The sequence below is a fragment of the Micromonospora sp. NPDC048040 genome (genome assembly GCF_055587185.1).
This window is the reverse complement of record NZ_JBVJGT010000027.1, coordinates 26,749-51,081: the sequence shown is the minus strand read 5'-3', so window position 1 is coordinate 51,081 and position 24,333 is coordinate 26,749. Positions and strand designations below refer to the sequence as shown.

Below are 24,333 nucleotides of genomic sequence, written 5' to 3'. Positions count from 1 at the left end.
ACGCTGTGTCGCATGCCCGTCCGACCGCAACCGACAACATTGACACTCTGAGACTCTTCGATGACTCTGTGTGTTTAGGCCCGCACGGGTGAACCGGATCAGGGGTGGCCGGGTGGACCTCGACTCGCTCGTACGGTCGCTCGGCCGCGAGTCGACACTCGCCGTCGTGTCCTCCGACCAGGTCGTCACCGAGGTCCTGCGGTACGCCAAGGAGAAGGCCAAGGACCACGAGGCGTACCGGTACGGTAAGGCTCCGTCGCCGGTGCGGATCGGCCCGGGGGTGCGCACCAGCCCGGCGCAGGTGCTGCACGAGCTTGGTGTGGCCACGACGTTCCTGACCGCCTCGCCCCTGGCCCAGGTGGCCCGGCACTGGGCGCACGTGCGCTACTGCGCGACGCTGACCGCGCGCAACGGTTGCCTCGCCCTGTCCCCGCACGCGGGCAACGTGGTCTACCACCACAAGGTGGCGCAGTCCGAGCAGTTGGGCATCGGGCTGGCGCTGGTGGTCGCGAAGGCGGTGCTGCGCCGGCAGCACCCGGACTGGGACTTCCATGCCGTCGACGCGGAGGTGGCGCTGAAAGCGGGTTTCATCGACGGTGTCGGCGAGGTGGACACCGCGTCGAAGACCAAGAAGCGGCCGGACTACATTCTGCTCGGGCACCACAGCTCCGGGCGGCGCAGCGGCGTGAAGATCGTGATCCTGGAGTGCAAGGGCACCCACCAGTCGTCGAACTTCGCGTACGGGCAGTTGGCGCGGGCCGTCGTACAGGTCGACGCGCTACGGGTGGCCGGGGGCCGCCAGCCGTCGCTGATGGTGGCGTCGTGCCTGAACGGAAGCCGGATCACGTCGTACGTGCTCGACCCGCCGGGTGACGGCGAGCTATGGTCGGGCGCGGACGACGACCTGGACGAACTGCTGCGGGCGGCCCCCGACGACCAGGACTGGCGGCCTCGGCCCGCCGCGCCCGGCGACGTCCGCGCCGGGGAGGCTCACACCGACGGTGCTCCCCCGGTCGCCGAGGCGGCGGTGCCGCCCGCCGAGGAACTGCCGCCCGGGGCGCCTGACGTGTTCGACATCCCCGCCGAGCAGCGCGGCTGGTTCACCAAGATCCTGTCACGGGCGGTGGCGGCGACCACGCTGCTCTTCGCGGGCGACAACGCGACGGCCCGCGGGTATGCCACGCCCCGGCAGCGCGGGGAGCCGGCGGCACCGGCGCAGGATGCCCTGTTCGAGCCGGACCTGCCATGGGCGTCGGGCACCACCCAGACGCTGCGGCTGCGCAACGGCCTGCGCGCCGAGGGCACCCGCTACCTCGCCCCGCTGCCCGGCGGCCGGACCCTCGAGGTGTTCCGGGGCGTGGAGAGCGACCTGTACCGGCATCTCGCGGAAGGCCGGATCGGCCCGTACCTGCGAGCGGCACCGCGCATCTTCCGCAGGTGGTCGGCGTCGCGCCAGCAGGGCGAGGTCTTCTCGCTGGGCCGCGACGGCACCATCCTCGTCGTCCGCGCCGCCGACTGACACCGTTGACACCTCAACCTAGCTGTCCGCCGCTGTCAGCCATTCGATCCCCGCGTTCGACGATTGGCCCTACCGAACGAGAAGGCCGCCATCTAGCATCGGGTTTCTTGCATGCCGCGCTAAACCTCGCCGGGTCGTACGCGGCTGATTACTGTCCCGACGGCAGCGGAGGGAAGCGTGAAACTCAGGCGGACCATCAACGACTGGTACACCAACGCGGAGAGTCTAGGTTCGAACGATTCTCGGCACGACTGGGAGAACGACGATCAACCCGACCGTACGCCCGATGCTTGGCTCGACCGACTTCAGTCCAAGGTCGCGCCGCCGACACCAGCCCTGCGCGTCGACCCGCATCCAGGTCCATTCCGGGGAGCCCGAATCGTCGAAACAGACCCACCCAGCAGGAGTTGGCGGACGCTGCCCGCGCGCTCCAAGCACAAAAGCGCGGCATCAAGGACACCACAATCGTTTGGCATCTTATGCAGAGCGGCTGGCCCGACGTCTCCGCGGACCAAGTCCGCAAGGCGCTGCGTGCCCACCCCGCGAAGCCCGGCAAACAGCCGGCATCGAAAGGTCCCTCGTCGCCACGAAGAACGGAACCGGCCAAAAAGAAGCAGCAGTCGCACGGCACCATCACCGTGATAAGTCCACCCACCGCGACCCAGAAGCCAGCGGGCAGCGATACGGCCGTCCGCGTGCCACAGTCTCTTGTCGAAGTGGTTCACGCCACCCAAGCAAGGCACTCGCAGCTCGATATCAAACGGCTGACCAGGGAGGTACGTGCGCGCGGCTGGCCGACGGTCACCAAACAACAGGTACGAGCGGTTCTCCTCGCACGACCTGTTCCGTCGAAACCCGCCCCCTCGCTTCGCAGCCTGCCAGCTCCGGTGTCCCGTCCGGTCGAGCGGGCACCTCACCCGGACGCCTGTTTCGCGTGCGGCGTGGTCCCGTCGCTGCTGGGAACGTGCCGATGTTCCTGAAGCCGGCGGCCACGCGCCCGCGCAGCGTCGACCCTTGAGGCACCTGCCCGGCCTCGTCGCCGTGCGCGACAGCAAGGACCCGGCCGGGCCCGCCCTCACCTTCTCCGTTGATGCATGGGCCGCCTTCGTACGCGGCGCCAAGCACCGGGCCTGATGCCGCACCGATGGGAGGGCGTCCGCTAGGCAAGCCAGACGCCCTCCCATCGCCCAGGTCAGGACGCAGTGTTACGACAGTTTCCAGCCGGCGTCAAGGGCATCTTGGAGGCGCTTGCTAAAGACACTGTGCGCTTGCCTGTACTCATTCTCGCGATCCGCCTTGTAGAACGGCGGGGTATAGCCTTCGGGCGGCAGGTTTTCCGCGGGGCCGTCCAAGTACTTCAATAGCTCACCGTAGCACTTCTTCGATTGCCCCCAACCCCACTGATTGTAATTCTTAGATATCCGCCGCCCATGACTGTCGAACCACATTTCGCTTTCATAGTCCGCCAGCTGCGGAAATCGAGCGAGATACATCGAAATCAAAGATTCTGCACTCAGCCCCAGCCAAACAGACACGATCGCATCGATCTCTAGCAGAGCCGCACGACGATCCGCCTCTACCCGTAGGGGAGTTCGCCGGTCCCAAATGGGACCGATATTACCCAGTGCAGCGACGGCAGGCTGGCCCGTCACCCAAGTTTCATCGCTCCACGATGGGAGGTACATCTCCTTCCAAATCTCGCTGTACGCACTGGTCAACGCATTCAAACGCAGAACCCGAAGAGCCAACGATGCCGCAAGTGGGTGCTCCTCGACGGGCGAGGGAAGTCGCCGAACGTCGGATTCCTTCACGTGCTCCCTGCCCGCCAGGCGAATTGCATAGTCCAGTGGGAGAGAACTCCAGAATCCTACGGCGAGGACAGTTAGGAGGGCAGAAGGGAGAATTGTAGAACGAACAGACGACAGATGAGCAGGGCCCGGAGGAATCAAGGCGGCAATCAAGCTGCGCTCCGACGAAGCCGGTGCCATCTCTCGCCAAGCCAGCCTGAAGTAGGACGTAGAGGGTCGCCCTGCCCATCGGACCTGTAGATCATCCATCTTGTCCGGTTCAACCACGTAACGAAAAGCAGACACAGCAACTGCATCCGGAGCCAACTCGCGCAGATCAATTGCCTTATCTACGTTGGAAGTATTTGGCGGCTGTTTAGCGAACGGCGCAGAAATCCCGAACTGCGCACCACGCAGCAAAACTTTCCGCCAAGAGTTCGGGTTGACAACCCGCTCCTCAAGATATCCATCGCGAACCAGACCTTTATCAACAAGCCCAAGGTTGATGCGCTCAAATCCGCTAGTTTTTGGGCGGAAGTTCGATAGCGTCTCAATCGCTGCCTGTTCCGACGCGTTCAACGGGTAGAGCAGTCGCGTATGCTCAATCGGCGAATCGAGTTCGTTGGAAAACTCGTGCCAGACTTGCAGAATCTCCTCGTTCACCCTGACGACGCGACTGCGATGGGGGCGCACGTCCCAATTACCCCCCACTTTGATCTTCGGCATATCGCCACTGCCGTCATGCGTCAATGAGGCGGGTAGGGTGTTTGCATCGAACAGCCAGCTAAGATGCAAGAATTCAATCTTGCCAGGAGGCCCATAAATATTGAGCGAGAACTGCTTGTTCCAATTCACTTCAGGGAAGAGTAGCCGCCGGTTATGGAAGTGAGCATGGAGCCGCAAATGCTTATAAGTAGCCGCCCGAAACTCCGCCTCTCGAATTCCAGCCATATGCGTATCATAGTGAATCAGACCTGAAATTCCAGCACGCGCCGCGTTGGCCCACACTTTAATCATGAAACAACGGTAGAGGTTAGGCTGGGTGCCACCGAGCTCCGGATAGTTGACCCGAGACCCCAAGTAGTTTCCGGTAGCGTTCGTTACAAGAAACGCCTGCGTATACGATTTCCAGTCGCCCGCGACAGTCCGAGCCTTTCTCTCAGCCCACTCGTCAACCGACCCATGTATGGAGAACCATGGGTCGTAGTCTGCAAGGACAGCTGTCTCGTTCCACTCCGGCCTCACCCATGGAGGGTTGCCGACCTGGAGGGCGAAACCGCCCAGGGCGAAGGCTTGGGCGAAAGTCAGTTCCCAGTGGAAGAAGCCCTGTTGCTCGGCAATCTGTTCGGCGGCGAGGAGCCAGGGGAAGCGGTCGGAGAGGGTCCAGGGTGAGTCGACGCCGATGACACCGTCGAGCCTCTGCTCGAACTCGCTCATCTCGCTCAGGCTCGTGAGCTTCCGGCCGAGGAACCTCTCGGTGTCCTCGTCCGCGTCGCTGCGGCCGATGAGTGCTTCGGCGAAGGTGAGCCAGTCGTCCAGGTTGGTCAGCGGCACCTGCTGGCGGAGTTGTTCTGCCACGGTCATCCGCCGGGTGCCGCCGGTCGCCTTCGTCGGCAGCTTTATCTGCTGCGCCTGCACGTTGCCGAAGATGTCCTGCGTCTCGTAGACCGGTTCCTCGTACGCCGGCACCTCGCTGACGTGCGACACCTGGACGGGCGCGGCTGGATACACGGGGTCGGAGCCGTCGAGGAGGCCGACCTCGTCGAGCGGCCAGAACCACAGCGCGCACCACACGTCCATCAGCGTCTTGAGCCGCCAGTACGGCGTGCCGGGCGCGGTCAGGTCCGCGAGGATCTTTTCCCGGGCCACCGCCCCGGTGACGGGCGGCAGGTCTTCGGCGCCCCAGATCTTGATGTCGCGGCGGATCTCCCGCTCAGAGATGGCGAGGCGCTGCTGCACCAGGCCCCACAGGAACTCCACCCGCCGCGCGAGCGCTTGCAACCGCTTGACCTGCGAGTTCTTCCCCTTGACCGACGGCACCCGCTTCATCGCCGTACGCCATGCTTTGAGCTTGGCAGTCTCCTCCGGTGCCAGCTCGCGGGCCTCCTTCTCCCCCGCGACCGCGCCCCAGCCGTCGGCGGGGAGCAGGAAGTGGTGGATGGCGCCCTCGTCGATCGGCCCGTCCCGGAACGGCTTCTCGGCCGGCGCGGTGGTCAGCCACGACTTGTCGACGAGCTGCATGGGGTCGTAGAGCTTGCGTCCGCAGCCGATGAGCGAGTTGCCGCGTTGCAGGTGCAGGCCGAACCAGGGGGCCTGGAGGCCGGTGTGCATGACGTTGAGCCAGACGGAGACCTCGGCCAGTTCGACGGCGGTGCGGTTGAGGTCGACGCCGTAGCAGTTGTGCAGGGCGATGTATGCCTTCACCCGCTGGAGTTCGAGGTGGTAGTCCTCGGGGTCGAGAGTGTCGTCGAGTTCGGTCTGCCGGCGGCGCAGGTATTCGGCGGCGACCTGGTTGATGGCCTCGTTGAGGAACGCGCCGGAGCCGAGCGCAGGCTCGCAGATTGTCCAGTCCAGCAGCTCGCGGGCCGGCGTGATGGTGCCGTCTTGGTCGAGTCGGTACTTGAGGGCGAGCTGGACGGTGACCTCGGTGAGCGACTGTGGGGTGTAGTAGGAGGCGCTGGTCTGCCGGTCGCGGCCGGCGAGCCGGTAGACGAACTGGCCTGGCTCGTAGCAGACCCGGCTGCGGACGCCGGTGTAGGCGTTCTCCTTGTAGACGAAGACGTTGTCCTCGTACTCGTCGGTCTTGGAGGCGGGGATCATCCACGAGCCGTCCTTTGGGTCACCGTTCTTGGCGACCTCGTAGAGCTGCTCGGTGGCGACGAACCCGGTGTACGACATCAGGCCCTCGTAGACGGCGCCGAGCTGGTTGATGCCGAGCTGGGCGTAGGAGATGAAGCCGCCGCGCCGCTTCTTGCCGCCCTTGGTGAGCATCAGCCGGCGCAGCACCTCGTAGAGGACCTTGTTGCGCAGCCGGGTGTCGATCTTCGGGCCGTCCGGGTCGTCGGGGTCGCTGCCTGGCTCGGCGATCAGCCGGCCGATGAGCTTCGTCTTCTCCGGCAGGAACAGGTCCGAGCGCATCGGCTCGAAGCGCAGGCCCTCGCCCTCGCTGGCCTTCTCGTCGACCTCCGCGCCGCCGCGCGGGCGATGGCCCTCGTTGACCATGCGGAACAGCAGATCCAGTGACTCGTAGAGGTGGGTGCCGTTCTCGGCGGACGGCGGGAGGCGGCGGGAGACGAGGTCTCCGATGCGGGCGAGGCTGTAGCCGTCGACGTACTGGGGGTCGTTGACGGGCAGCACACCCAGTTCGGGGCGGGCCTCGGCGTAAAGCAGGAACAGGATCCGGTAGAGGTAGCGCAGCGCCTCGCGGCCGAGTTCCTTGGCCAGTTCGTCGAGGTCCATGACCTGCTGCGGTTGGTGGCCGGCCTGCCAGATGCGGTCGAGGACTTCGTTGGCGATGAGTTCGACGGAGACCTTCAGGCCCTCGCGGAGTTCGCTGGAGACGCCGACGGCGTGCTGGCGGGAGCCGGCGACCAGGTCGGCGAGGGGTTCGGTGCCGCCTTCGGCGGGTGGGCGCAGCGAGTCGGCGCCGAAGAGGGCGGCGACGACGTCGTACTCCTTGTCGTCGTTGCGGCCATACAGGGTGTCGAGGCTGACGGCCAGGTAGCGGCCCTCGCCCCAGGCGGCCCGGTCGGCGAGGGTGACGACGCCGCCGCTGAGGATCAGCACGTAGCGGGGCTTCGGGTTGTCGGCGGCGAGCAGCCAGGAGGCGAGCTTCGCGCCGGTGCTGATGGTTTCGTTGCCGGTCAGCGTGACCGGGTCGAGCAGTCGGCCGGCAGCGTCCGGGTCCTGGGCGGCCTCCGTGTCGACGGCCCAGCCGCAGTCGAGGGCGAGGATGCCGTGGGCGGTGCCCAGCTCGGCGTGGGCGACGTGGATCTCGTGCTCGTGGCCGTTGCGCTCGACGGTGATGGTCTGCGGCTGCGGCTCGAAGCCCAGCGCCCTGAGTGCGTCCTGGTGCAGCTTGCGCAGGCGCTCCGGGTCGAAGAATTCGTCGTCGGCCAGCTCGGTCTTGGTGTCGAAGTAGGGGCGACGCATTCCGCGCAGCCCGGTGCGCGGCGTCTGCTCGCCGCCCTTCTCCCGCTCGGCCCACTGCTTGACCAGCCCGCTCTTGAGGGTGGTGGGCAGGATTTCGGCGAGGTAGTGCGCGGAGAGGTACTCGCCGCGGTTGGTCAGCGACTCGAAGCTCATGCTGCACTCTCCGGAGACGGGACGAGGACGGCGAGGACCCGCAGCAGCGGGTCGCCGGCGGTTTCCAATCTGTCGAGCAGGTCGCGCTGTTCCTGGACGGTGGCGGTGACCCGCTGGCGGCGCTTTTCGCGATGCACGCCGGGCAGTTCGTCGAGGAGGCTGGCCTGCTGGAACGTGGTCAGTTTCTCGCGGTGCCGGCGCAGCGGCTCGGCGTTGACCGCGTCCCACTCGGCGCGCTTGCCCTCCAGGTGGTCCCGGGCCACGGCGACGGCTTGTGGGAGCAGGGCCTTCAGCGCGTCGGTCGCGATGGGCTCGGCGCGGTTGACCATGTCGGGGCCGACCCTGGCCTCGTGCAGCACTTCGTCCATGGGGCGGATCGTCGGCTGTGTGGGCAGGCCGGAGACGGCCATCCACTGGACCACGGTGGGTTGGCCGAGGCGGTTGGCGTAGACGCCCTGGATGACGAAGGTCGGGGCGGTGACGTCGGCGGTGAGGACTGGGGCCTGCTGGCGGCCGAGCCGGATCAGCACTTTGTCGACCAGCCAGTCGACCATCGGGTGCACGTCGCTGAGGAAGGCGATCTCCGGCCACATCGGGGTCTTGCTCTGCCGGGCCTGGTCGAGCTTGCGCTGGGCGAGCGTGCGGTCGAAGGTGACCTTGAGTCGCAGGTCCTCGCCCTCGCGGTGGGTGCGCAGGTAGGAGCGGGGTAGGTCGGTGAGCCGGTGTACCAGGTCGTCGGGGGCGAGGAAGGTCAGCAGTTCGTCCTCGCGGCGCAGGTCGATGTGGTCCTCGGGCCGGTCTTTGTAGATCTCGTGCAGTGCGGCGTCGACGAAGTCGCGGGTGGAGTCGAAGAGCTTCGGCACCCGGGCGCGGGGCACGTCGGTGGTCACTGGTGCGGTGCCGACGTCGCCGAAGAGGTCCGCCATCACGTCGATCTCGGCGTGGGCGGTCTCGTAGGACTCCTCCACTGTCCTGCCGGCGAGCAGGTCGCGGACCAGCCGGTCCTCTTCGGCCTTGGCGTCGTAGAGTCCGGTGGCGGCCTCTACGCTGCCGAGACTGCGGTGGGCGGTTTCCTCACGGTTGAGCAGCTTTTCGGAGATGGTGCGGTCGTCCTTGGTGTCCTCGCGGTTCGAGGTGAGGATGAGCGCCCGGAACTGGGGCTGGTGCTTCTGCCCGTACCGGTCGATGCGGCCGTTGCGCTGCTCGATGCGGATGAGGCTCCACGGGATGTCGAAGTGGATCAGGTGGTGGCACTGCTGGTGCAGGTTGACACCCTCGGAGGCCACGTCGCCGGTGAAGAGCAGCCGTACCTCGCTGCCGGCCAGTTCGAACTCCTGCAGGATCTTCTGCTCGTCGGAGTCGGCGACGCCGCCGTGCAGCACTCGGATGGCGTTCGGCTTGAGGCCGAGCATGCCGGGGACGACTTCGGCGAGCCATTTGATGGTCGGTACCCGCTCGGAGAAGACCACCGCTCGGGTGTCGCTGCCCTTGCCGACGTCGATCTTCTTCAGCTCGTCCACGAGGTGTTGCAGCTTGCTGGAGTCGCGGTCGGTCATCGCGGAGGTCAGCTCCGCGAGCCGGTCCAGTGCTGCCCGTTCGGTGCCGGTGGCCTTCTTGCGCCGGTTGGTCACCGTCTCGTGTAGCGCGCGGTGGGAGGAGAGGAAAGACTTCAACAGGGTGTACGGGAAGAGGCGGTGCTGGCCGGTGATCGCCTCGTCGGTCCACTTGCCGGCCAGCCACACGTCGGTCAGCTCGTCGAAGACCTGCTCCTCGAGCTTGCTGGCCGCGCAGTGCAGCGCCTGGGAGGGGCCGCGGTCGGCCCAGCGGTCGCCGATCTGGTCGCGCACCTCGGGGCTGATTTTCGTGCGGCGCAGGTAAAGGTGCGCGATGTCGCTGGCCTGGTAGTTCTTCTCGTTGGCGATGGCCGCCGGGTCGAGCAGGGAGATCAGCTGGGCGAAGGATTCCTTGTCGCCGTTGTGCGGTGTGGCGCTGGCCAGCAGCAGCGCGTCGGTCTTCGCGGCGAGCCGTCGGGCCAGCTCGTTGCGTTGGGTGCCCTTGTTGATGAGGTTGTGCGACTCGTCGATGACGACGACGTCCCAGGTGGTGGCGTCGAGGTGGTGGCCGAACTGGCCCGCGTCCTTCAGCGTGTCGACGGAGATGATGGCCCGTTTGAAGTAGGTGAACGGGTTGCGTCCGGCGGGGATTTCCTGCTGGATGCGCTGGATGCCGGTCGAGTCGAGCCGGACGAGCGGGATGGCGAAGCGGGTCCAGAGTTCCCGTTGGAACTGTTCCAGCACCTGCTGCGGTGAGACCACCAGGATTCGATCGCCTCGGCCCCGGCGGATCAGCTCGGCGAGGATCAGCCCGATCTCGAGGGTCTTACCGAGCCCGACCACGTCGGCGAGCAGGATGCGGGGCCGCAGGCCGGACAGGGCCAGCTCGACGGGCCGCTGCTGGTAGGTCAGCGGGTCGAGCAGGAATCGGTCGGTCAGGGCTAGACCTCGCTCGGTGCGGGGCAGCGGGGTACGCCGGAGGACGGCTTCCAGGAACAGTCGGCTCTGCCGGAACCGCGACGAGGTGTCCTGGATGAGTTCCGTTTCCTCGGGAATCAGCGCCGTGATGTCTTCGAGGGCGGTGAAGAAGGTGGCCTCCACGTCCTGCACGAACTCGGACACGCCGACGGCCTTCACCATGGTGCCGTCCGCGGTGCCGGTCTTGACGCTGCGGACCAGCCATTCCTCGTCCCGTACGGCGATGCGGGAGCCCGGGGCGAAGGTCGTGGCCTGGGGGGTGGTCATCGGTGCAGCCTTCCTACAGGGTGGAGCGGCGGGCGTACTGGCGGCGGATCTTGTCGACCAGCCACCCCACGTCGGCGCGGGCGGTGGTGGGCCGCCCAGGGTCAACGGTCGTGGGGGTTGGCTCGCGTACCGGGGGGGCGTCCTCGTCGACGACCGCTGTGCCCTCGGGGTTCTGCCGCGGGTCGTCCAACTCGGGTGGGACCGGCAGCTCTGCGTCACCGTCGTAGGTAAGGTCAGCGACTTCCTGCCGCAGGTCGATGATGCTCTTGCCGCTGGTGGCGGTGGCGACGGCCAGCAGGCGGGTGCGGACGTCGTCGAGCCCGGGCCGTGCGGTCGGATCGAAGGCGAGCATCGCACCGAGTAGCTGCACCACGTCGGCGGGCACGCTGGAGAGGTCGGGCAGGTCCTCGGGTTCGCTGATCCGCAGTAGCAGGTTCCAGGAGTTGGTCAGCGGGTAGAGCCCGCGGCCGGTGAGGGCGAAGACGAGCGTCGCGGCGAGGCCGTAGATGTCGACAGCCGAGGTTAGCTCCCGTTCGCCCCGGACTTGCTCGGGAGACATGTAGGCCGGCGTGCCGACCAGGGCTCCGGGCTCGGTCAGGTAGTCGTCCCGCTCGATCAGCACTGCCAGGCCGAAGTCGATGAGCATGGGGCCGTCGGGGCCGAGGATGATGTTCTGCGGCTTGAGGTCACGGTGCAGCAGCTTGACTTGGTGCACCTTGGCGAGGCCGTCGGCGAGCATCGCGCCGGCCATGGCGGCCAGGGGCAACGGGAGTGGGCCCTTCGCGTCGACGTATTGGCGCAACGTCACACCGGGGACGTATTCGACGGCCAGCCAGGCTGGGTCGCCGTAGGGGTCGGCGTTCTCGAGGCGGGCGACTCGGGAGCCGAACACCAGCTTGAGGTTGTCGACCTCGGCAGCGAAACGTTCCCGAACCGTCGGCGCCTCGATGAGGTGCTGCTTGATCACCTTGAGGGCGACCCGGTCCGCGGTTGGCGAGACGGCGAAGAACACCTCGCCCATGCCGCCCGAGCCGAGCGGCTTGACCAGTTCATAGCCGCCGATGTTGCGCAGCGTCATTCGTCCCCCTCACGATGACACCCATCTGAATTGCTGGTCCGTCGTGTCGGCCCCACGCCTGACGGACGCATGACCGTACATCGTTGCGTGAGCAAGAATCTAGTGACTCCTCGGCGATTTGCGCTGGTCCAGGGACGTGCCATCTGGTCGCAGACCGCCTCGCGCCAGTCCATCCGCGATCAGTTGCACGAGTTCCGCACCCAGCGAAGCGGCCTGTCGGATTGCCGACTCGAACGCGTCGAGACGCCGGAACGCCTCCCCGTGCGCCCGCTGCTCGTCGAGAGGCAGTCGCCGCACCTGGGCGCGGCGGATGTCGAAACGCGGGGTTCCCGACAGGCTGGACGTCTGTTTCTCGTTGGCGGAGGTGCGTAGCTGCCCGGCGAGGAACCACGGGTCGAGCGCGGCCGGGTTGGGGCGCAGCAGGTAGAGGTTGCGACCGAGCAGCGCGCCCTCGGCAGTGATCACCCGGGCGGTCAACGTGTGGGCGATCATGGGCACCACCACGTCCCCGACGGCGAGGGAAATCTCCTGGCCGACCTGCTCGTCGACCTGTTCGGAGGCGTCGACGCCGGCTAACACGTCGGGCACGGTGAGCACGCGTGACCTGCTCGTGGAACGGGCTGCGGAGGAGACACGCACCGGTCCGATCAGTTGGAGCGCACCGCTGCGGATCAGCTCGGCGACTGAGGTGGACAGCGGCGGGGCCCCCGCGGGCATGGGGCTGACCTGCGGCATCAACGCGGGCAGGTCACCGACGATGGCGGCCAGATGCTCCCTGGTGCGTACGAGATGCTCGCCGGTCTGCTCGCCCCCGATGACAGGTTGCCGGCGAGCGGGGGTGAGGTCGATTTCCTCGTCGAGCAGTTCGATGACCGGCACCGCGCGAGCGAAGCCTGCCTCCTCGACGTCGGCGTCGGGTGCGGTGGTGAAAGCCCGCCACGTGGCGAGGACCCGCGCGGACAGCTCGGCGACGTCGCCTTCGGCCGCGTCGACCAGCAGGGTCCGCGCCGGCGCTGGCACGTCGGCTGCGGGCCGCCGCAGCACCCATAGGTGCAGCGGAACGCCGTGTGGTGCGGCCACCCCGCTGGGCAGGGCGATGACGGCGCGCAGGGCGCCGCGCCGCAGCAGCTCCGCGCGGATGCGCCGGCCTGCGCGCCGTCCGGCTGCGGCGGGTGGCATGAGCAGGACGGCGTGTCCGCCGGGACGTAGGTGGGCGAGGGCGTGCTGCACCCAGGCCAGTTCCGGTTCGGTGCGTGGCGGGGGGCCGTACTCCCAGCGGGGGTCATAGGCGAGTTCTTCGCTGCCCCAGTTGGTGATGCCGAACGGCGGGTGGCAGACCACCGCGTCGACGGTGCGGCCGGCGAAGGCGTCGACGCGAAGCGAATCGCCGGAGCAGACCTCGGCGGGAACGTCGCGCAGGGCGAGCCAAAGGGCGGCGAGCTTGGCGAGGTCGGGATCGAGTTCTTGGCCGTAGGCCGAGGTACAGCCGGCGCGGGCGGCGGCCCGCAGGGTGGCGCCGGAGCCGGCTGCGGGGTCGAGGACGGAGCCGCGGCTGACGTCGGCGATTCCGACCATCAGGTCGGCGAGTTCGTCGGAGGTGGCGTAGTGGCGGCCTGGGCCGGGGGCGGAGAAGCGTCGCCACAACTGGTCGAAGGCGGCTTGGGGGCCGAGTTCGTCGGCGAGGGCGTCGACGTCCGGCAGCAGGGCCGACAGGTGGGCGTCGACCGTGGCACGGGTGCGGCGTTCGCCACGAAGCCGGGCCAGCAGCAGGGCGCCGACGGCGGCGAGTGCGGAGGCCGGGGTCTCTTTCGGGGCTGCGAGGTGCTGCCAGAGTCGGTCCGCGGGGGACAGCTCGGGGAGCTTGCCTTGGGCGCGTAGCCACTGCTCGACGTGGATTAGGTCGAACTCCGGGCTGGCGGTGGTGCCGCCCACTGGGGTGGGAAAGTCGGGGTGCCGCTTGCGCCAGTTGCTGACCGCGGCGCGACCGACGCCGGCGAGCCGGGCGATCTCTGCCGCCGTGACGGTCGGTGTCTTCACCTCCGCAGTCTCGCACATCCGTCAAGGTTCACAGCGTCTGTTGACACAGTTCTCGGACAATGCTCTCATTGACGCCGCAACGTTCACATCAGGAGGACAACGATGCGCAAGACCACCACCCTCGCCCTCGTCGCCGCCGCGGTCGTCGCGCTGGGCTGCAGCTCTGGAACTACCGACAGCTCCAGCAGCTCGGGCAGCTCGGGCAGCGACAGCGGCGCCAAGGGCGAAGACAAGGCGCCGAAGACCGCCAAGATTGGCCAGCCGGCCCGGGACGGCAAGTTCGAGTTCACGGTGAAGTCCTCCAAGTGCGGCGTCGCCAAGGTCGGCACCGACCTGCTCGGCGAGAAGGCCCAGGGCCAGTTCTGCCTGGTCACGCTCAACGTCAAGAACATCGGCAAGGAAGCGCAGATGTTCGACGGCAGCAGCCAGAAGGCGTACGCGGCCGACGGCACCGAGTACTCCTCCGACACCGGTGCCGCCATCTACGCCAACAAGAACGCCGAGACCTTCCTCAACGACATCAACCCCGGCAACCAGGTCACCGGCGTCGTCGTCTTCGACATCCCGAAGAAGGTCAAGCTCACCAAGCTCGAGCTGCACGACTCCCCGTTCTCCGGCGGCGTCGAGGTCGCCCTCACCTGATCCGCCTCGCACCGGGCGGGCACCACCGGCCGGACCGCGTCAGGTGCTCCGCGTTCAACTCTGCCCACCCACCGGAAGGTTGCTGCCCGTGAAAAAGGCGATCAGCGCCGCTCTGCTCATCACGGCCCTCGCACTAACCGCCTGCAGTCAAGCCACCAGCGCCGAACCGACCACAGCCACCTCGCCCGCGGCCAGCACCGCCACCGCCAGTCCGGCACCCCGCCTGGGTGACCCTGCGCGTCACCCTCCAGTGCAGCAACGGCCTGTATTGCACCAACATGGACGGCTCCACCTGCGTGTACTCCGACAGGTTCAAGCCATTCCCCAGCCAAAGCCTCACTGTCTCCGACGGCAACGGCAACGTCCTCAGCGCCAAGTCCATCCCGCTGGACGGCGAGATCAGCGGCAGCACAGAGACCAGGGACTACGTCTGCACCTCTGCCCTCACCTTCGAGGTGCCCGAGACAGACCTGTACCAGGTCGACGCCTTCGGTTTCACCACCAAGACGGACAGGGGTCCTTTCACCCTCACCATCCCCTGAGCTGCCAGATGAAACCGATCACCTCACGACGACTTCCATGAGCAGCAGGAGACACCATGTCGGATCCGACCGCTCCAATCCCCGAGCAACCCACCTCCCCGCCGCAGCCGTCGGCCCACCCGGCTACCCCCACGTCTCCCACCCCGGTTCCCCCCGGCAGCGTCCTACCCGGTGCCGCAACACCGACCAAGCGCGCCAACGCCCGCGCCTGGGCCATCGGCGGTATCGCCCTCGTCATCGCCCTCTGCTGCGGCGGCGCAGTGGTCGGCGCAGTCACTAGCGACGACGCTGACCCGGTTGCCAGCGCCAGCAGCTCGGCTGTGCCTGTCCCGAGCAGCGCCACCCCGACCACGGCTACACCGGCGACCGCCGCCCCGACGACGGCCGCCCCGACGACGGCCGCTCCCACGACCGCCGCTCCCGAGCCGACCACGCCTCCGCCGACCCCGAAGCCCAAGGTGATCAAGGGACGCGGCGACGACGTGGTACGAGTCAAGGAGCTGACCGAGCTGTCGGTCGTGAAGTTCACCTGCAAGTGCTCCAGCAACACTGTTCTGAAGAGCGACGGAGACGGCCTGCTGGTCAACGAGATCGGCTCCTACAGCGGCAAGCGATGGATCAACCTCGAGAACGGGTCCCTGACGACCCAGTTCGAGATCGAGGCTTCCGGGTCCTGGACGTTGACCATCGGCTCGGTAGACCAGCTGGCCACGAAGGCGCTCGCCGGCAAAGCAAGCGGCAAGGGTGACGACGTGCTGGTACTGGGCGGCGAAGCCACCGCCGCGAAGATCACCCACACAAGGGGCAGCTCGAACTTCGTCATCCATGCCTACTCGATCGAGACCGGCGAAGGCGGCCTGCTCGTCAACGAGATCGGTGGCTACTCCGGAGTCCGTCCGCTCCAGGCCCCCGCCCTCGTCCAAATCACGGCGGACGGCAACTGGAGCATCACGCCCGCCTGATCCGCCGAGAACATCAGCCCGCAGCGCCGAGACGACGAGGCCCATTGCCCAGCGCCCTCCCTCACCCCACTACGAGACGTCAGGAGGCATCGTGCGTCCCGATGAGTTCCTGCAAGCCCTGGACCTGCTCCCCGCACCCCTGCACGAGCGCGCCGTCGCGTTGTGCGCCTACGCCCAGACGCCCCGCCGTGAGGTACGTCGTCAGCGACGGTCACTACGGCCTGCGCGGCCGGGGCACCGACCGGATGGATGAGCCCTTCGACGTGCGCCCCCGGGCGCATTCCCTGGTCGATGCCTTCCTGCGCGACTGGCACACGACCGTCGCACGCTGACCGCATCCGCAGCCTGCACACCCACGGGAGACGATCATCGTTCGCACCGATAACGGCACCGCCATCTCGTCCACCGCCGCCACAATCCACCCCTGGGCCGGTCCCGGCATGGACGCCTGACCGACGGGCTTGTTGATCATCTACTTCTCCGGCTGCACCTTGAGCTCGCAGCGGTACGGCGAACGGCGTTTGCCCCACTGACGCCTGCACAGACGGGGCAGCTCGACAGCGACCCGAAGAGCAGCTGACCCGTCCACGACATCAACATCACCGCATCCGCAACCTTGCCCCCACCGCTCACCCGGGCGGGCCCGCATCTGATGCCGGCCCGCGGAGACCACGCGCCTGGAGATCACCATGCCGCTGCCCCGTCAGCACTCCCCCGCGACACAGCCCGGGCCCACCCGCCACACGGAACCGCTGGCCGAGCTGATCTTCGACCGGCTCGCCGCCGACGACGTACCGGACGGCATCGCCGAGGTCGTCCTCGCCGCGTTCAGCGGCGATACCGACCTGGCCTCTGCCCTCGCCGGCAAGCGGACCGCCCTCGGCCTGCCCGCCCCGACAACCGACGGGCCGCCGACGCAGATCTGGCTCTCCTCGATCACCGTCGCTGGGTTCCGCGGCGTTGGCCCGGAGCGCACCCTCCAGATCGCCCCCGGCCCGGGCCTCACCCTGGTGGTCGGCCGCAACGGCTCCGGCAAGTCGAGCTTCGCCGAGGCCGTCGAGCTGGCGTTGACCGGCGACAGCGCCCGCTGGGCCGACCGCAACAGCGTCTGGCGTACGGGGTGGCGCAACCTGCACTCCCCCGACCCGTGCTGGATCGTGGTGCAGCTGCGCACCGACGGCGTGGCGAAGCCGGTGACGATTACCCGGTCGTGGCCGGTCGGCGCGGCGCTGCCCGACGCGGAGGTCACCGTCACCAGCGACCGGGGCCGGCACGCCGACCTGACAGAGCTGGAACTGGCCCGCCCGCTGGAGTTGTACCGGCCGTTCCTCACCGCCGCCGAGCTGGGTCGGCTCACCGCCGGCACGCAGAGTCAGCTCTTCGACGCGATCTCCGCGATCCTCGGCTTGGAGGCGATCACCGAGGCCGACCAGCGGCTGATGGCCGCCGCCCGGCCCATCGACGCCGCCATCAAGGACGTACGCACCCGGCGCGCCGCTCTCGCCGAGCGCCTGGCCGAGGTCGCCGACGACCGGGCCCGGCGGGCCGCCGCGCTGCTGACGGGCCGCAGCGTGGTCGACCTTGCGGCGCTGACCGCGATCCTCGACGAGCCGGAGGAGGCGATTGCCGACGGGCCGCTGCTGCTGTGCCGGCAACTGGTTGCGCTGACCGTGCCGGCGTCGGACGAGGTGGCGCGGCTGGCCGTCCAGCTGGCCGACGCCGCCGCGGAGGCGCAGCGGCACGACGGCGGTCGGTCCCGGGCGGCGCTGCGCAGCGCGGAGCTGCTCCGCCTCGCCATGGAGCACCACGCGGACGCCGGCGACGGTGCCTGCCCGGTCTGCGCCGCCGGCACCCTCGACGGGGACTGGCGCACCGCCGCCAGCGTGTCGCTGGCGCAGCTGCGAGACCGTAGCCTCGCTGCCCAGTCGGCGGCGGCGCGGCTGAGCGCGCTGCTCCGGCAGGCGCACCACCTGGTTGACGACCTCACCGTGCCGGAGGGTGACGCGGCGGAGGTGCCGCTGGACGGGCTGCGCGAGGCCGTGGCCGCGCTGCGGCGCGTACCCGGTGAGCCTGCGGAGCTGGCGGCGCACCTCACCGCGCGGTACCCGGCCGTCGTGGCCGCGGCGGAGGCGGCCCGCGCGTACGCCGAGGGGTTCCTGCGGGAGCGCGACACCGGTTGGCGGCGGGCGGCGGGCGAGCTGCGCGGCTGGGTCGACGTCGCGGCCGGGCTGCCCGAGCGGGACGCGATGCTGGCCCGGGTGAAGGCGGCGCGGGCCTGGCTGAAGGCCACCGCGGTCCAGCTGCGCAACGAGCGGGTGGCGCCGTTCGCGCAGCATTCGCAGCGGATCTGGGCGCAACTGCGGCAGGAGAGCAACGTCGAGCTGGGCGCGATGACCCTCGAAGGGGCGAACACCCGGCGGCGGGTGGTGTTCCCGGTCAGCGTGGACGGCGCCGACAACGGCACCGCACTCGGGGTCATGAGCCAGGGCGAGATGCACGCCCTGGGGTTGGCGACGTTCCTGCCGCGCGGATGCGCCCCGGAGAGCCCGTTCCGGTTCATCGTCGTCGACGACCCGGTGCAGAGCATGGACCCGGCCAAGGTCGACGGGCTGGCCCGGGTGCTCGCGGAGCTGGCGGAGCAGCGGCAGGTGGTGGTGTTCACTCACGACACCCGGCTGCCCGAGGCGGTCCGCCGCCTCGACCTGGGCAAGGCCCGGATCGTCGAGGTGACCCGCGCAGAGCGGTCGGCGGTGACGCTGCGGCCCGGCTCTGACCCGGTAACCCGCTACCTCGACGACGCGTACGCGCTGTCGCGCAACGACGAAATCCCGGCCGAGGTGTGCGGACCGGTGGTGGCGGAGCTGTGCCGCTCGGCGCTGGAGGCAGCCTGCCACCGGGTCGTGTGGCGGCAGCGGGTGACGCGCGGGATGCCGCACCACGACATCGAGGTGGCCATCGTGGACGCGTCTCGGCGGCTGGCCACCACGGTCGCGTTGGCGCTCTTCGACGACGCCGAACGAGGCGGCGACGTGCTCGGGCACCTGAATCGCCGGTACGGGCAGCGGGCCGTGGCGGCCTACCAGGCGTGCCGGGAGGGCGTGCACGGGGCGTACCTGGCAGATTTGCCCGGCCTGGTCGCGGACACCCGCCACCTCGCGAAGGCCTTGTCGTGACCGCCCGTGCCGATGCCGGAGCGGCCACGCCGACGCCCCGGCACTGCCTGGCGGCGGCCGACCAGCTGCTGCGCGGCGCCGGTACGTTCGGCGCGGCTGCAGCCAACGCCGGATGGTGGCCACGGGCCTGCGCCTGCCTGATCCGGCTCGCCCTCGAAGGCGGCATCGACACCTACTGGCAGCAGACCAGGCCGGCGGTGGCGCAGTGCCGGCAGGGCCGGGCGAAGCAGCTGATGCTGCGCGGCCGGCTCGGGCCTGGCGCGGCCGTCGCGCGCCGCGTCGCGTTCGCCTGGGCAACCCTGTCGGCCGTCGCCCACCACCACTGCTACGAGCTGGCGCCGACAGCCGCGGAGCTGCGCCGCCTGCACACCGAGGTGAGCGCCCTGCTCACCCAACTGGCCGGAAGAACGGAACCCTGACGATGACCTACCCGCAGCCCCACCACGACCCCGCCGGTCCGCTGCCGGTCTCCGGCGTCCCAGGACCGTTCCCGCCGGTGTCCGGCCTGCCCGGCCCGTACCCTCCGGTCTCCGCCACGCCCTACCAACCCGCCGGCTACCCCCAACCCGTGCAACGGGTAACCGTGCAGCCGCCGCTCACATCGGGCACGGCGACCGCGTCAATGGTGCTCGGAATCCTCGGCGTACTCGGCGGCTGGTGCCTGTTCGGCCTGCCGTGCATCCTCGCCGTCATCCTCGGCCACGTCGCCCTGCGAGAGACCCGGGACGGCACAAGGTCGGGTCACGGCATGGCGATCGCCGGTCTCGTCCTGGGCTACGTGTTCGTGGGTCCGATGATCGCCTTCACGATCCTGATGTTCTTCGGCGGCGTCATGGGCGCGGCCGCCCCGTCGCCGACCCCCTGATTCCCGGGTCAGGTATTCATCCGCGGGGCAGTACCGGCGGGTACACCGCACGTTGCATGCGGTGACGCAGGAGGGTCGATTTTGCCGCAGCGACCGCGGTGTCAGCGATCGTGGACGCCGATGCTGGGCGGCAACCGTGCCTCGATTCCAGTTCGCCTACGCGACCCGGCTGCACAGTGGCGCCGGACGAGTTCGTGCTGCGGATATCCGACGAACCGCCCCTGCTCATCCACGGCACCGCCGCCGACGTAGCGAAGCCAACGACGTGCAAGATCTCGCCGGGGAGCTGCGCGGTCGAGGCCTTCCGCACGAGCGTATGCTGCTCGACGGGGGTCGGACACTACGTCGCCACCTCCACCCACGCCGAGGCACTGGAAGCGGAGCCTGCTCCCCGCAACCGGATCTGCTGACCGAGCAGATGCCGACATGGAGCCGCCGGACGCTTGCGACGGCTCTCGCCAAGCCTGCGGCCGGCACCATGCATCCGGCCAAAGAGTGGTGCGCAGGTCGAACTGCTCGACCCGCGGCGTTGGCTCATCGAACTCGCCAACTCGATCTTCGACTACCCTGAGATCTGGCACAATCGCCAACACCGACAAGCAGATACGGTGCCGGCGCAGGCGCCTACGGCAGCGGGCTCCGCTAATTCCCGCGCGCCACTGTCGTCTAGTTTCGGGAATGGAGCATGCGAAGTATCCCCAGCCAAAGTGAAGTAAATCGGCATGGTTGATCCTTAGAGCGCCAGCTCAGGAAGTCTGCTCCCCGCGCACGCGGGGGTGGTCCGCCGTCGTCGTCAACCTGCGCGGCTGGCTCGACCTGCTCCCCGCGCACGCGGGGGTGGTCCGCCGTCGTCGTCAACCTCCGCGGCTGGCTCGACCTGCTCCCCGCGCACGCGGGGGTGGTCCCGCGTCCAGGACGGCCCGCAAGCCCTCCCGGTCCTGCTCCCCGCGCACGCGGGGGGTGGTCCCAGGACCGACTTCGATCCGGTCGCCAGCGCCGGCTGCTCCCCGCGCACGCGGGGGTGGTCCTCGAACGTGCCGTGCACGGTCGTGACCAGTCCGATGTGCTGCTCCCCGCGCACGCGGGGGTGGTCCCGGCGGGCACCTTTTGCCCGGCTGGAACCTGGTCTGCTCCCCGCGCACGCGGGGGTGGTCCTGGCGACTTACACGAACGATAATGGTGGGGAGACTGCTCCCCGCGCACGCGGGGGTGGTCCGTACGACGCCGCGGCCGCCGCGCTGAAGGCGATCTGCTCCCCGCGCACGCGGGGGGTGGTCCTGCCCGGGTGCACGGTAGACCGGTGCCCGATGGCTGCTCCCCGCGCACGCGGGGTGGTCCCTTGTCGTCAGGCAACGCGGGATCCTCCGGCACCTGCTCCCCGCGCACGCGGGGGTGGTCTCCTCGGGTGGTGGCAGTGGACGAAGTTCGACGCGGCTGCTCCCCGCGCACGCGGGGGTGGTCCCTCCGGCTCCGCCGCCCCCTCCCGGTAGACGGCCTGCTCCCCGCGCACGCGGGGGTGGTCCCGGGTCGGTGGCCTTGTTGAACAGCTGGATGGGCTGCTCCCCGCGCACGCGGGGATGGTCCAATGTCCGCAGTCGGGCCAGCCTCACCCCTGTCCTGCTCCCCGCGCACGCGGGGTGTCCGGTGACCCACGTGCATCCTGCATGGAGGGTGGCCTGCGCCCCGCGCACGCGGGGGTGGTCCCGCCGTCACGGCCGACAGGATCGAAGCGGGGTCCTGCTCCCCCGCACACGCGGGGTGGTCCTCGCGACCCCGAGCCGATCCCACTACCTCTGCTCCCCGCGCACGCGGGGGGTGGTCCCACCAACCCCACCAGCGACCACGTCGGCGCCAGCTGTTCCCCGCGCACGCGGGGGTGGTCCGGAGGGCGACCCGCTGAGGATCTGGACCAAGGTCTGCTCCCGCGCACGCGGGGGTGGTCCCGTCCCCGACCCGGGCGTCCGACCGCCGGGGGCCTGCTCCCCGCGCACGCGGGGGTGGTCCCTCCTCCATCGCGCTGAACACGTCGGCCCACGCCTGCTCCCCGCGCACGCGGGGGTGGTCCCGTGTTCGGGGTCATGGTGAACCAGCGCATGCCCTGCTCCCCGCGCACGCGGGGGTGGTCCGGCCAACGAGCAGCTCAACGCCCGCGCCGCCGACTGCTCCCCGCGCACGCGGGGGTGGTCCGTGGGGCCAGGACGTCCCCGTCACCGACGAGTCCTGCTCCCCGCGCACGCGGGGGTGGTCCGGTGTCCTTCGCTGGCGGCCGGATCACCTCGACCTGCTCCCCGCGCACGCGGGGGTGGTCCGACCGCCGCACTGCGGAAGAAGCGCAAGAGCCCCTGCTCCCCGCGCACGCGGGGGGTGGTCCCCAGAGGTCCTCGGGGTCGACCGCCGGGTCATACTGCTCCCCGCGCACGCGGGGGTGGTCCCCGTCAGCCGGGTCGGCACGCCACCCGCCGACCCTGCTCCCCGCGCACACGGGGGTGGTCCCCTGCCGCAGATCCTTGCACTGGTGCAGCGGATCTGCTCCCCGCGCACACGGGGGTGGTCCCCACCCCAGGGGCGCGCGGCCGGGCCCGCCGCACCTGCTCCCCGCGCACGCGGGGGTGGTCCCCGGTGCCCGTCGTCCAGCCGCAGATGCCACACCTGCTCCCCCGCGCACGCGGGGGTGGTCCGGGGATCGGCCTGACCGGGAAAATGACCGCCACCTGCTCGCCGCGCACGCGGGTGGTCCAGGTCGACGCACCGGCCTGTGCGGTCGCCCCCGCTGCTCCCCGCGCACGCGGGGGTGGTCCGTCCATGAGGTTGTCGAAGACGATGACCTCGGGCTGTTCCCCTCGCACGCCGGGCGTGGTCCACCGTGCTCACTACCGGCGCCGTCGGGCTCGCCCTGCTCCCCGCGCACGCGGGGATGGTCCGGCGGCCTTCGTGATGCGTGCGCCGTTGGCGTCCTGCTCCCCCCGCACGCGGGGTGGTCCCACCGCGTCGAGCTTGGGAAAAGCCGCCCTTGCCGCCCGGCATCCTCTACGCTGGTCGCCCGCGGCGCCCAAACCGGCGGCGCCTGGCCGCCTTGCTCCAGCCCTCGGGCACGGCAGGGTTGACCATCGGGTCAGCAGGGCGACGCATCAGGGTCACGCCATCCACATCTACAGGGGTCCAGTGATGGTCATGCGCCAGGAACGAAAGTCGCCGTTCACCGCGAACCTGAAAGACCATCAGTGCCCGGCCCGCACCAGCCATGTCGGTCACTCGAGTCCACAATCTGTTGCGTACGCGAGTGCTCGCGTGGCCGACGTACACGCCAGCGGAAAGTTCAAACAGCCACTGTGTCAGATGCCCACGCAGTCCGGGTGGGCAGGCGGTGAGGATAATGACGGTCATCAAAAATCGACCTGGCCAATGTCGGCGTAATTGCGACCCGCACTCAGTTCGAGCCCGGTGTCGTCCCAGAGGCGAAGGGAGTCTTCATCCTCAATCTCGCCACCTGGTTGGGGTTGGAGCAGCAACATGCGGATGTCGCGTACACATCGGGCGAGGATGGCCCCATCGTGTACACGGTCACGCACGGCGCGTCGAGTGTCGGTGCCGATGTCGGTCGAGCCGCCAGCCACCACATCGAAAGCAACGGGGATGGTTATCTCAGCCTTGTAAAGGTCGGCGATGTCGTACACGAAAGCGCGTTCATGCCCGGTGTGAACAAAGCCGAGACCGGGCGCGGCTCCGAGCGCGACGATGACCGTGTGCACGATGCCGTACAGACAGGCGTGTGCGGCAGACAGAGCCATTTTCATCGTGGGTAGCGGGCGTCCTCGGCGGCTTGGAGGACGAGGATGGCCTGCACGATCGTGGTGGCGCGGCGGGGGCAGCAGCGTAGCTTGGTCAGGATTTTCCAGGTCTTGAGGGTGGAGACGGCGCGTTCGCCGAGGGCTCGGATTTTGGCGTGGTGCCGGTTGACGGACTTCTGCCGGCGGGACAGGCGGGTGCGGCGGCGTTTGAATGGGGTCCAGATGGTACCGCGGGCGCCTTGGTAGCCCTTATCGGCGAAGGTCAGCACGTTGGCGCTGGCCAGGGCGTCGATCAGGCCGTGGGTGCGGGCTGCGGTCAGGTCATGAACGGAGCCGGGCAGGGCGGGTGAGGCCCAGATCAGCCGCCCGGCGGCGTCGGCCAGGACCTGCACGTTCACCCCGTGGCGCTTGTGCTTACCGGAGTAGTAGGGCCGCTGGTCAGCGACCCGGTCGATCGAGATCAGCGTGCCGTCGAGGATCGCGTAGGCCAGCCGTGCCGCCTGGCGCATGACGGCGGTGAAATCGTCGGCGCAGGCGGCGAGCAGGTCGACGGCCTCGCGTAGATAGCGCCACACGGTCGCCACGGACACCTCGAAGCCGGCTGCGAGGCGGGTGAGGGTGTCGCCGTTGCGCAGGTGGGCCAGGGCCGTCAGGGCCTGCTGCTGCGCGGGTAGCCGGCGCCAGCGGCCGCCGAGCGTGCGGCGTCGATCGCGGATCAGCTCGGTCAGGCGGGTCAGGCTGCGCGTGGACAGCGGAATGCTGGCAGGATAGGTCAGCAACGAAGCTCCCGTGCTGGGCGGTGCGTCTTGGTCGACTGCTGTCCTACCGGGAGCTTCG

17 protein-coding genes are annotated in these 24,333 nt (G+C 69.0%); 10 read left to right on the top strand and 7 right to left on the bottom strand.

The genetic code is table 11. From position 1 onward, the window contains the following. The first annotated feature begins 88 nt into the window (after nt 1-88). Complete coding sequence (locus tag ACZ6O2_RS23260; RefSeq protein ID WP_466024254.1) at nt 89-1,519, top strand: hypothetical protein; 1,431 nt, start codon at nt 89-91, stop codon at nt 1,517-1,519. A 780-nt stretch (nt 1,520-2,299) separates the two neighbouring features. Continuing rightward, on the top strand, nt 2,300-2,653 hold the full coding sequence (locus ACZ6O2_RS23255; protein WP_466024253.1) for a DUF397 domain-containing protein: 354 nt from the start codon (nt 2,300-2,302) through the stop codon (nt 2,651-2,653). 71 nt (nt 2,654-2,724) lie between these two features. Here the strand turns inward: ACZ6O2_RS23255 and ACZ6O2_RS23250 are convergent, their stop codons facing one another. The 4 genes from ACZ6O2_RS23250 to ACZ6O2_RS23235 form a co-directional block, all read right to left on the bottom strand. Next, nucleotides 2,725-7,611, bottom strand: a complete 4,887-nt coding sequence (locus ACZ6O2_RS23250; RefSeq protein ID WP_466024252.1) for a DNA methyltransferase family protein — start codon at nt 7,609-7,611, stop codon at nt 2,725-2,727. After that, the gene (locus tag ACZ6O2_RS23245; RefSeq protein ID WP_466024251.1) at nt 7,608-10,409 is read right to left on the bottom strand and encodes a helicase-related protein; all 2,802 of its coding nucleotides are present in this window, start codon (nt 10,407-10,409) and stop codon (nt 7,608-7,610) included. The genes ACZ6O2_RS23250 and ACZ6O2_RS23245 overlap by 4 nt, the downstream gene beginning before the upstream one ends. A 13-nt stretch (nt 10,410-10,422) precedes the next feature. Continuing rightward, nucleotides 10,423-11,487, bottom strand: a complete 1,065-nt coding sequence (locus ACZ6O2_RS23240; RefSeq protein ID WP_466024250.1) for a serine/threonine-protein kinase — start codon at nt 11,485-11,487, stop codon at nt 10,423-10,425. Between the two features lie 99 nt (nt 11,488-11,586). Beyond that, a complete protein-coding gene (locus ACZ6O2_RS23235) occupies nt 11,587-13,524 on the bottom strand; it encodes an N-6 DNA methylase (RefSeq protein ID WP_466024249.1) in 1,938 nt (645 codons plus the stop codon). Nucleotides 13,525-13,626: 102 nt separating this feature from the next. On the opposite strand from ACZ6O2_RS23235, the gene ACZ6O2_RS23230 reads away from it, so the two are divergent. The 8 genes from ACZ6O2_RS23230 (at nt 13,627) to ACZ6O2_RS23195 (ending at nt 20,118) form a co-directional block, all read left to right on the top strand. After that, entirely contained in the window at nt 13,627-14,166 is a 540-nt protein-coding gene (locus tag ACZ6O2_RS23230; protein ID WP_466024248.1) for a DUF4352 domain-containing protein, read from the top strand. 227 nt (nt 14,167-14,393) lie between these two features. After that, the gene (locus ACZ6O2_RS23225; RefSeq protein WP_466024247.1) at nt 14,394-14,708 is read left to right on the top strand and encodes a hypothetical protein; all 315 of its coding nucleotides are present in this window, start codon (nt 14,394-14,396) and stop codon (nt 14,706-14,708) included. A gap of 56 nt (nt 14,709-14,764) precedes the next feature. Next, nucleotides 14,765-15,670 (top strand): hypothetical protein, encoded by a 906-nt coding sequence (locus ACZ6O2_RS23220; RefSeq protein WP_466024246.1) that lies wholly within the window; start codon nt 14,765-14,767, stop codon nt 15,668-15,670. A 188-nt stretch (nt 15,671-15,858) separates the two neighbouring features. Then, nucleotides 15,859-16,002, top strand: a complete 144-nt coding sequence (locus ACZ6O2_RS23215) for a hypothetical protein (protein ID WP_466024245.1) — start codon at nt 15,859-15,861, stop codon at nt 16,000-16,002. 357 nt (nt 16,003-16,359) lie between these two features. Next, the gene (locus ACZ6O2_RS23210) at nt 16,360-18,843 is read left to right on the top strand and encodes an AAA family ATPase (RefSeq protein WP_466024244.1); all 2,484 of its coding nucleotides are present in this window, start codon (nt 16,360-16,362) and stop codon (nt 18,841-18,843) included. Then, a complete protein-coding gene (locus ACZ6O2_RS23205) occupies nt 18,840-19,262 on the top strand; it encodes a hypothetical protein (protein WP_466024243.1) in 423 nt (140 codons plus the stop codon). Before ACZ6O2_RS23210 ends, ACZ6O2_RS23205 begins: the two co-directional genes overlap by 4 nt. Before the next feature lie 2 nt (nt 19,263-19,264). Beyond that, entirely contained in the window at nt 19,265-19,708 is a 444-nt protein-coding gene (locus ACZ6O2_RS23200) for a DUF4190 domain-containing protein (protein ID WP_466024242.1), read from the top strand. A 176-nt stretch (nt 19,709-19,884) separates the two neighbouring features. Then, nucleotides 19,885-20,118 (top strand): hypothetical protein, encoded by a 234-nt coding sequence (locus ACZ6O2_RS23195; protein WP_466024241.1) that lies wholly within the window; start codon nt 19,885-19,887, stop codon nt 20,116-20,118. A 2,617-nt stretch (nt 20,119-22,735) separates the two neighbouring features. Here the strand turns inward: ACZ6O2_RS23195 and cas2e are convergent. The 3 genes from cas2e to ACZ6O2_RS23180 are packed head-to-tail and all read right to left on the bottom strand — an operon-like array spanning nt 22,736 to nt 24,275. Next, a complete protein-coding gene (gene cas2e, locus ACZ6O2_RS23190) occupies nt 22,736-23,092 on the bottom strand; it encodes a type I-E CRISPR-associated endoribonuclease Cas2e (protein ID WP_466024240.1) in 357 nt (118 codons plus the stop codon). Further along, nucleotides 23,092-23,496, bottom strand: coding sequence for a CRISPR-associated endonuclease Cas1 (locus ACZ6O2_RS23185; protein ID WP_466024239.1), 405 nt, complete (start codon nt 23,494-23,496; stop codon nt 23,092-23,094). The genes cas2e and ACZ6O2_RS23185 overlap by 1 nt, the downstream gene beginning before the upstream one ends. Nucleotides 23,497-23,498: 2 nt before the next feature. Beyond that, nucleotides 23,499-24,275: a transposase family protein gene (locus ACZ6O2_RS23180; RefSeq protein WP_466024238.1), complete on the bottom strand. Its 777-nt coding sequence runs from the start codon at nt 24,273-24,275 to the stop codon at nt 23,499-23,501. Between the last annotated feature and the right edge of the window lie 58 nt (nt 24,276-24,333).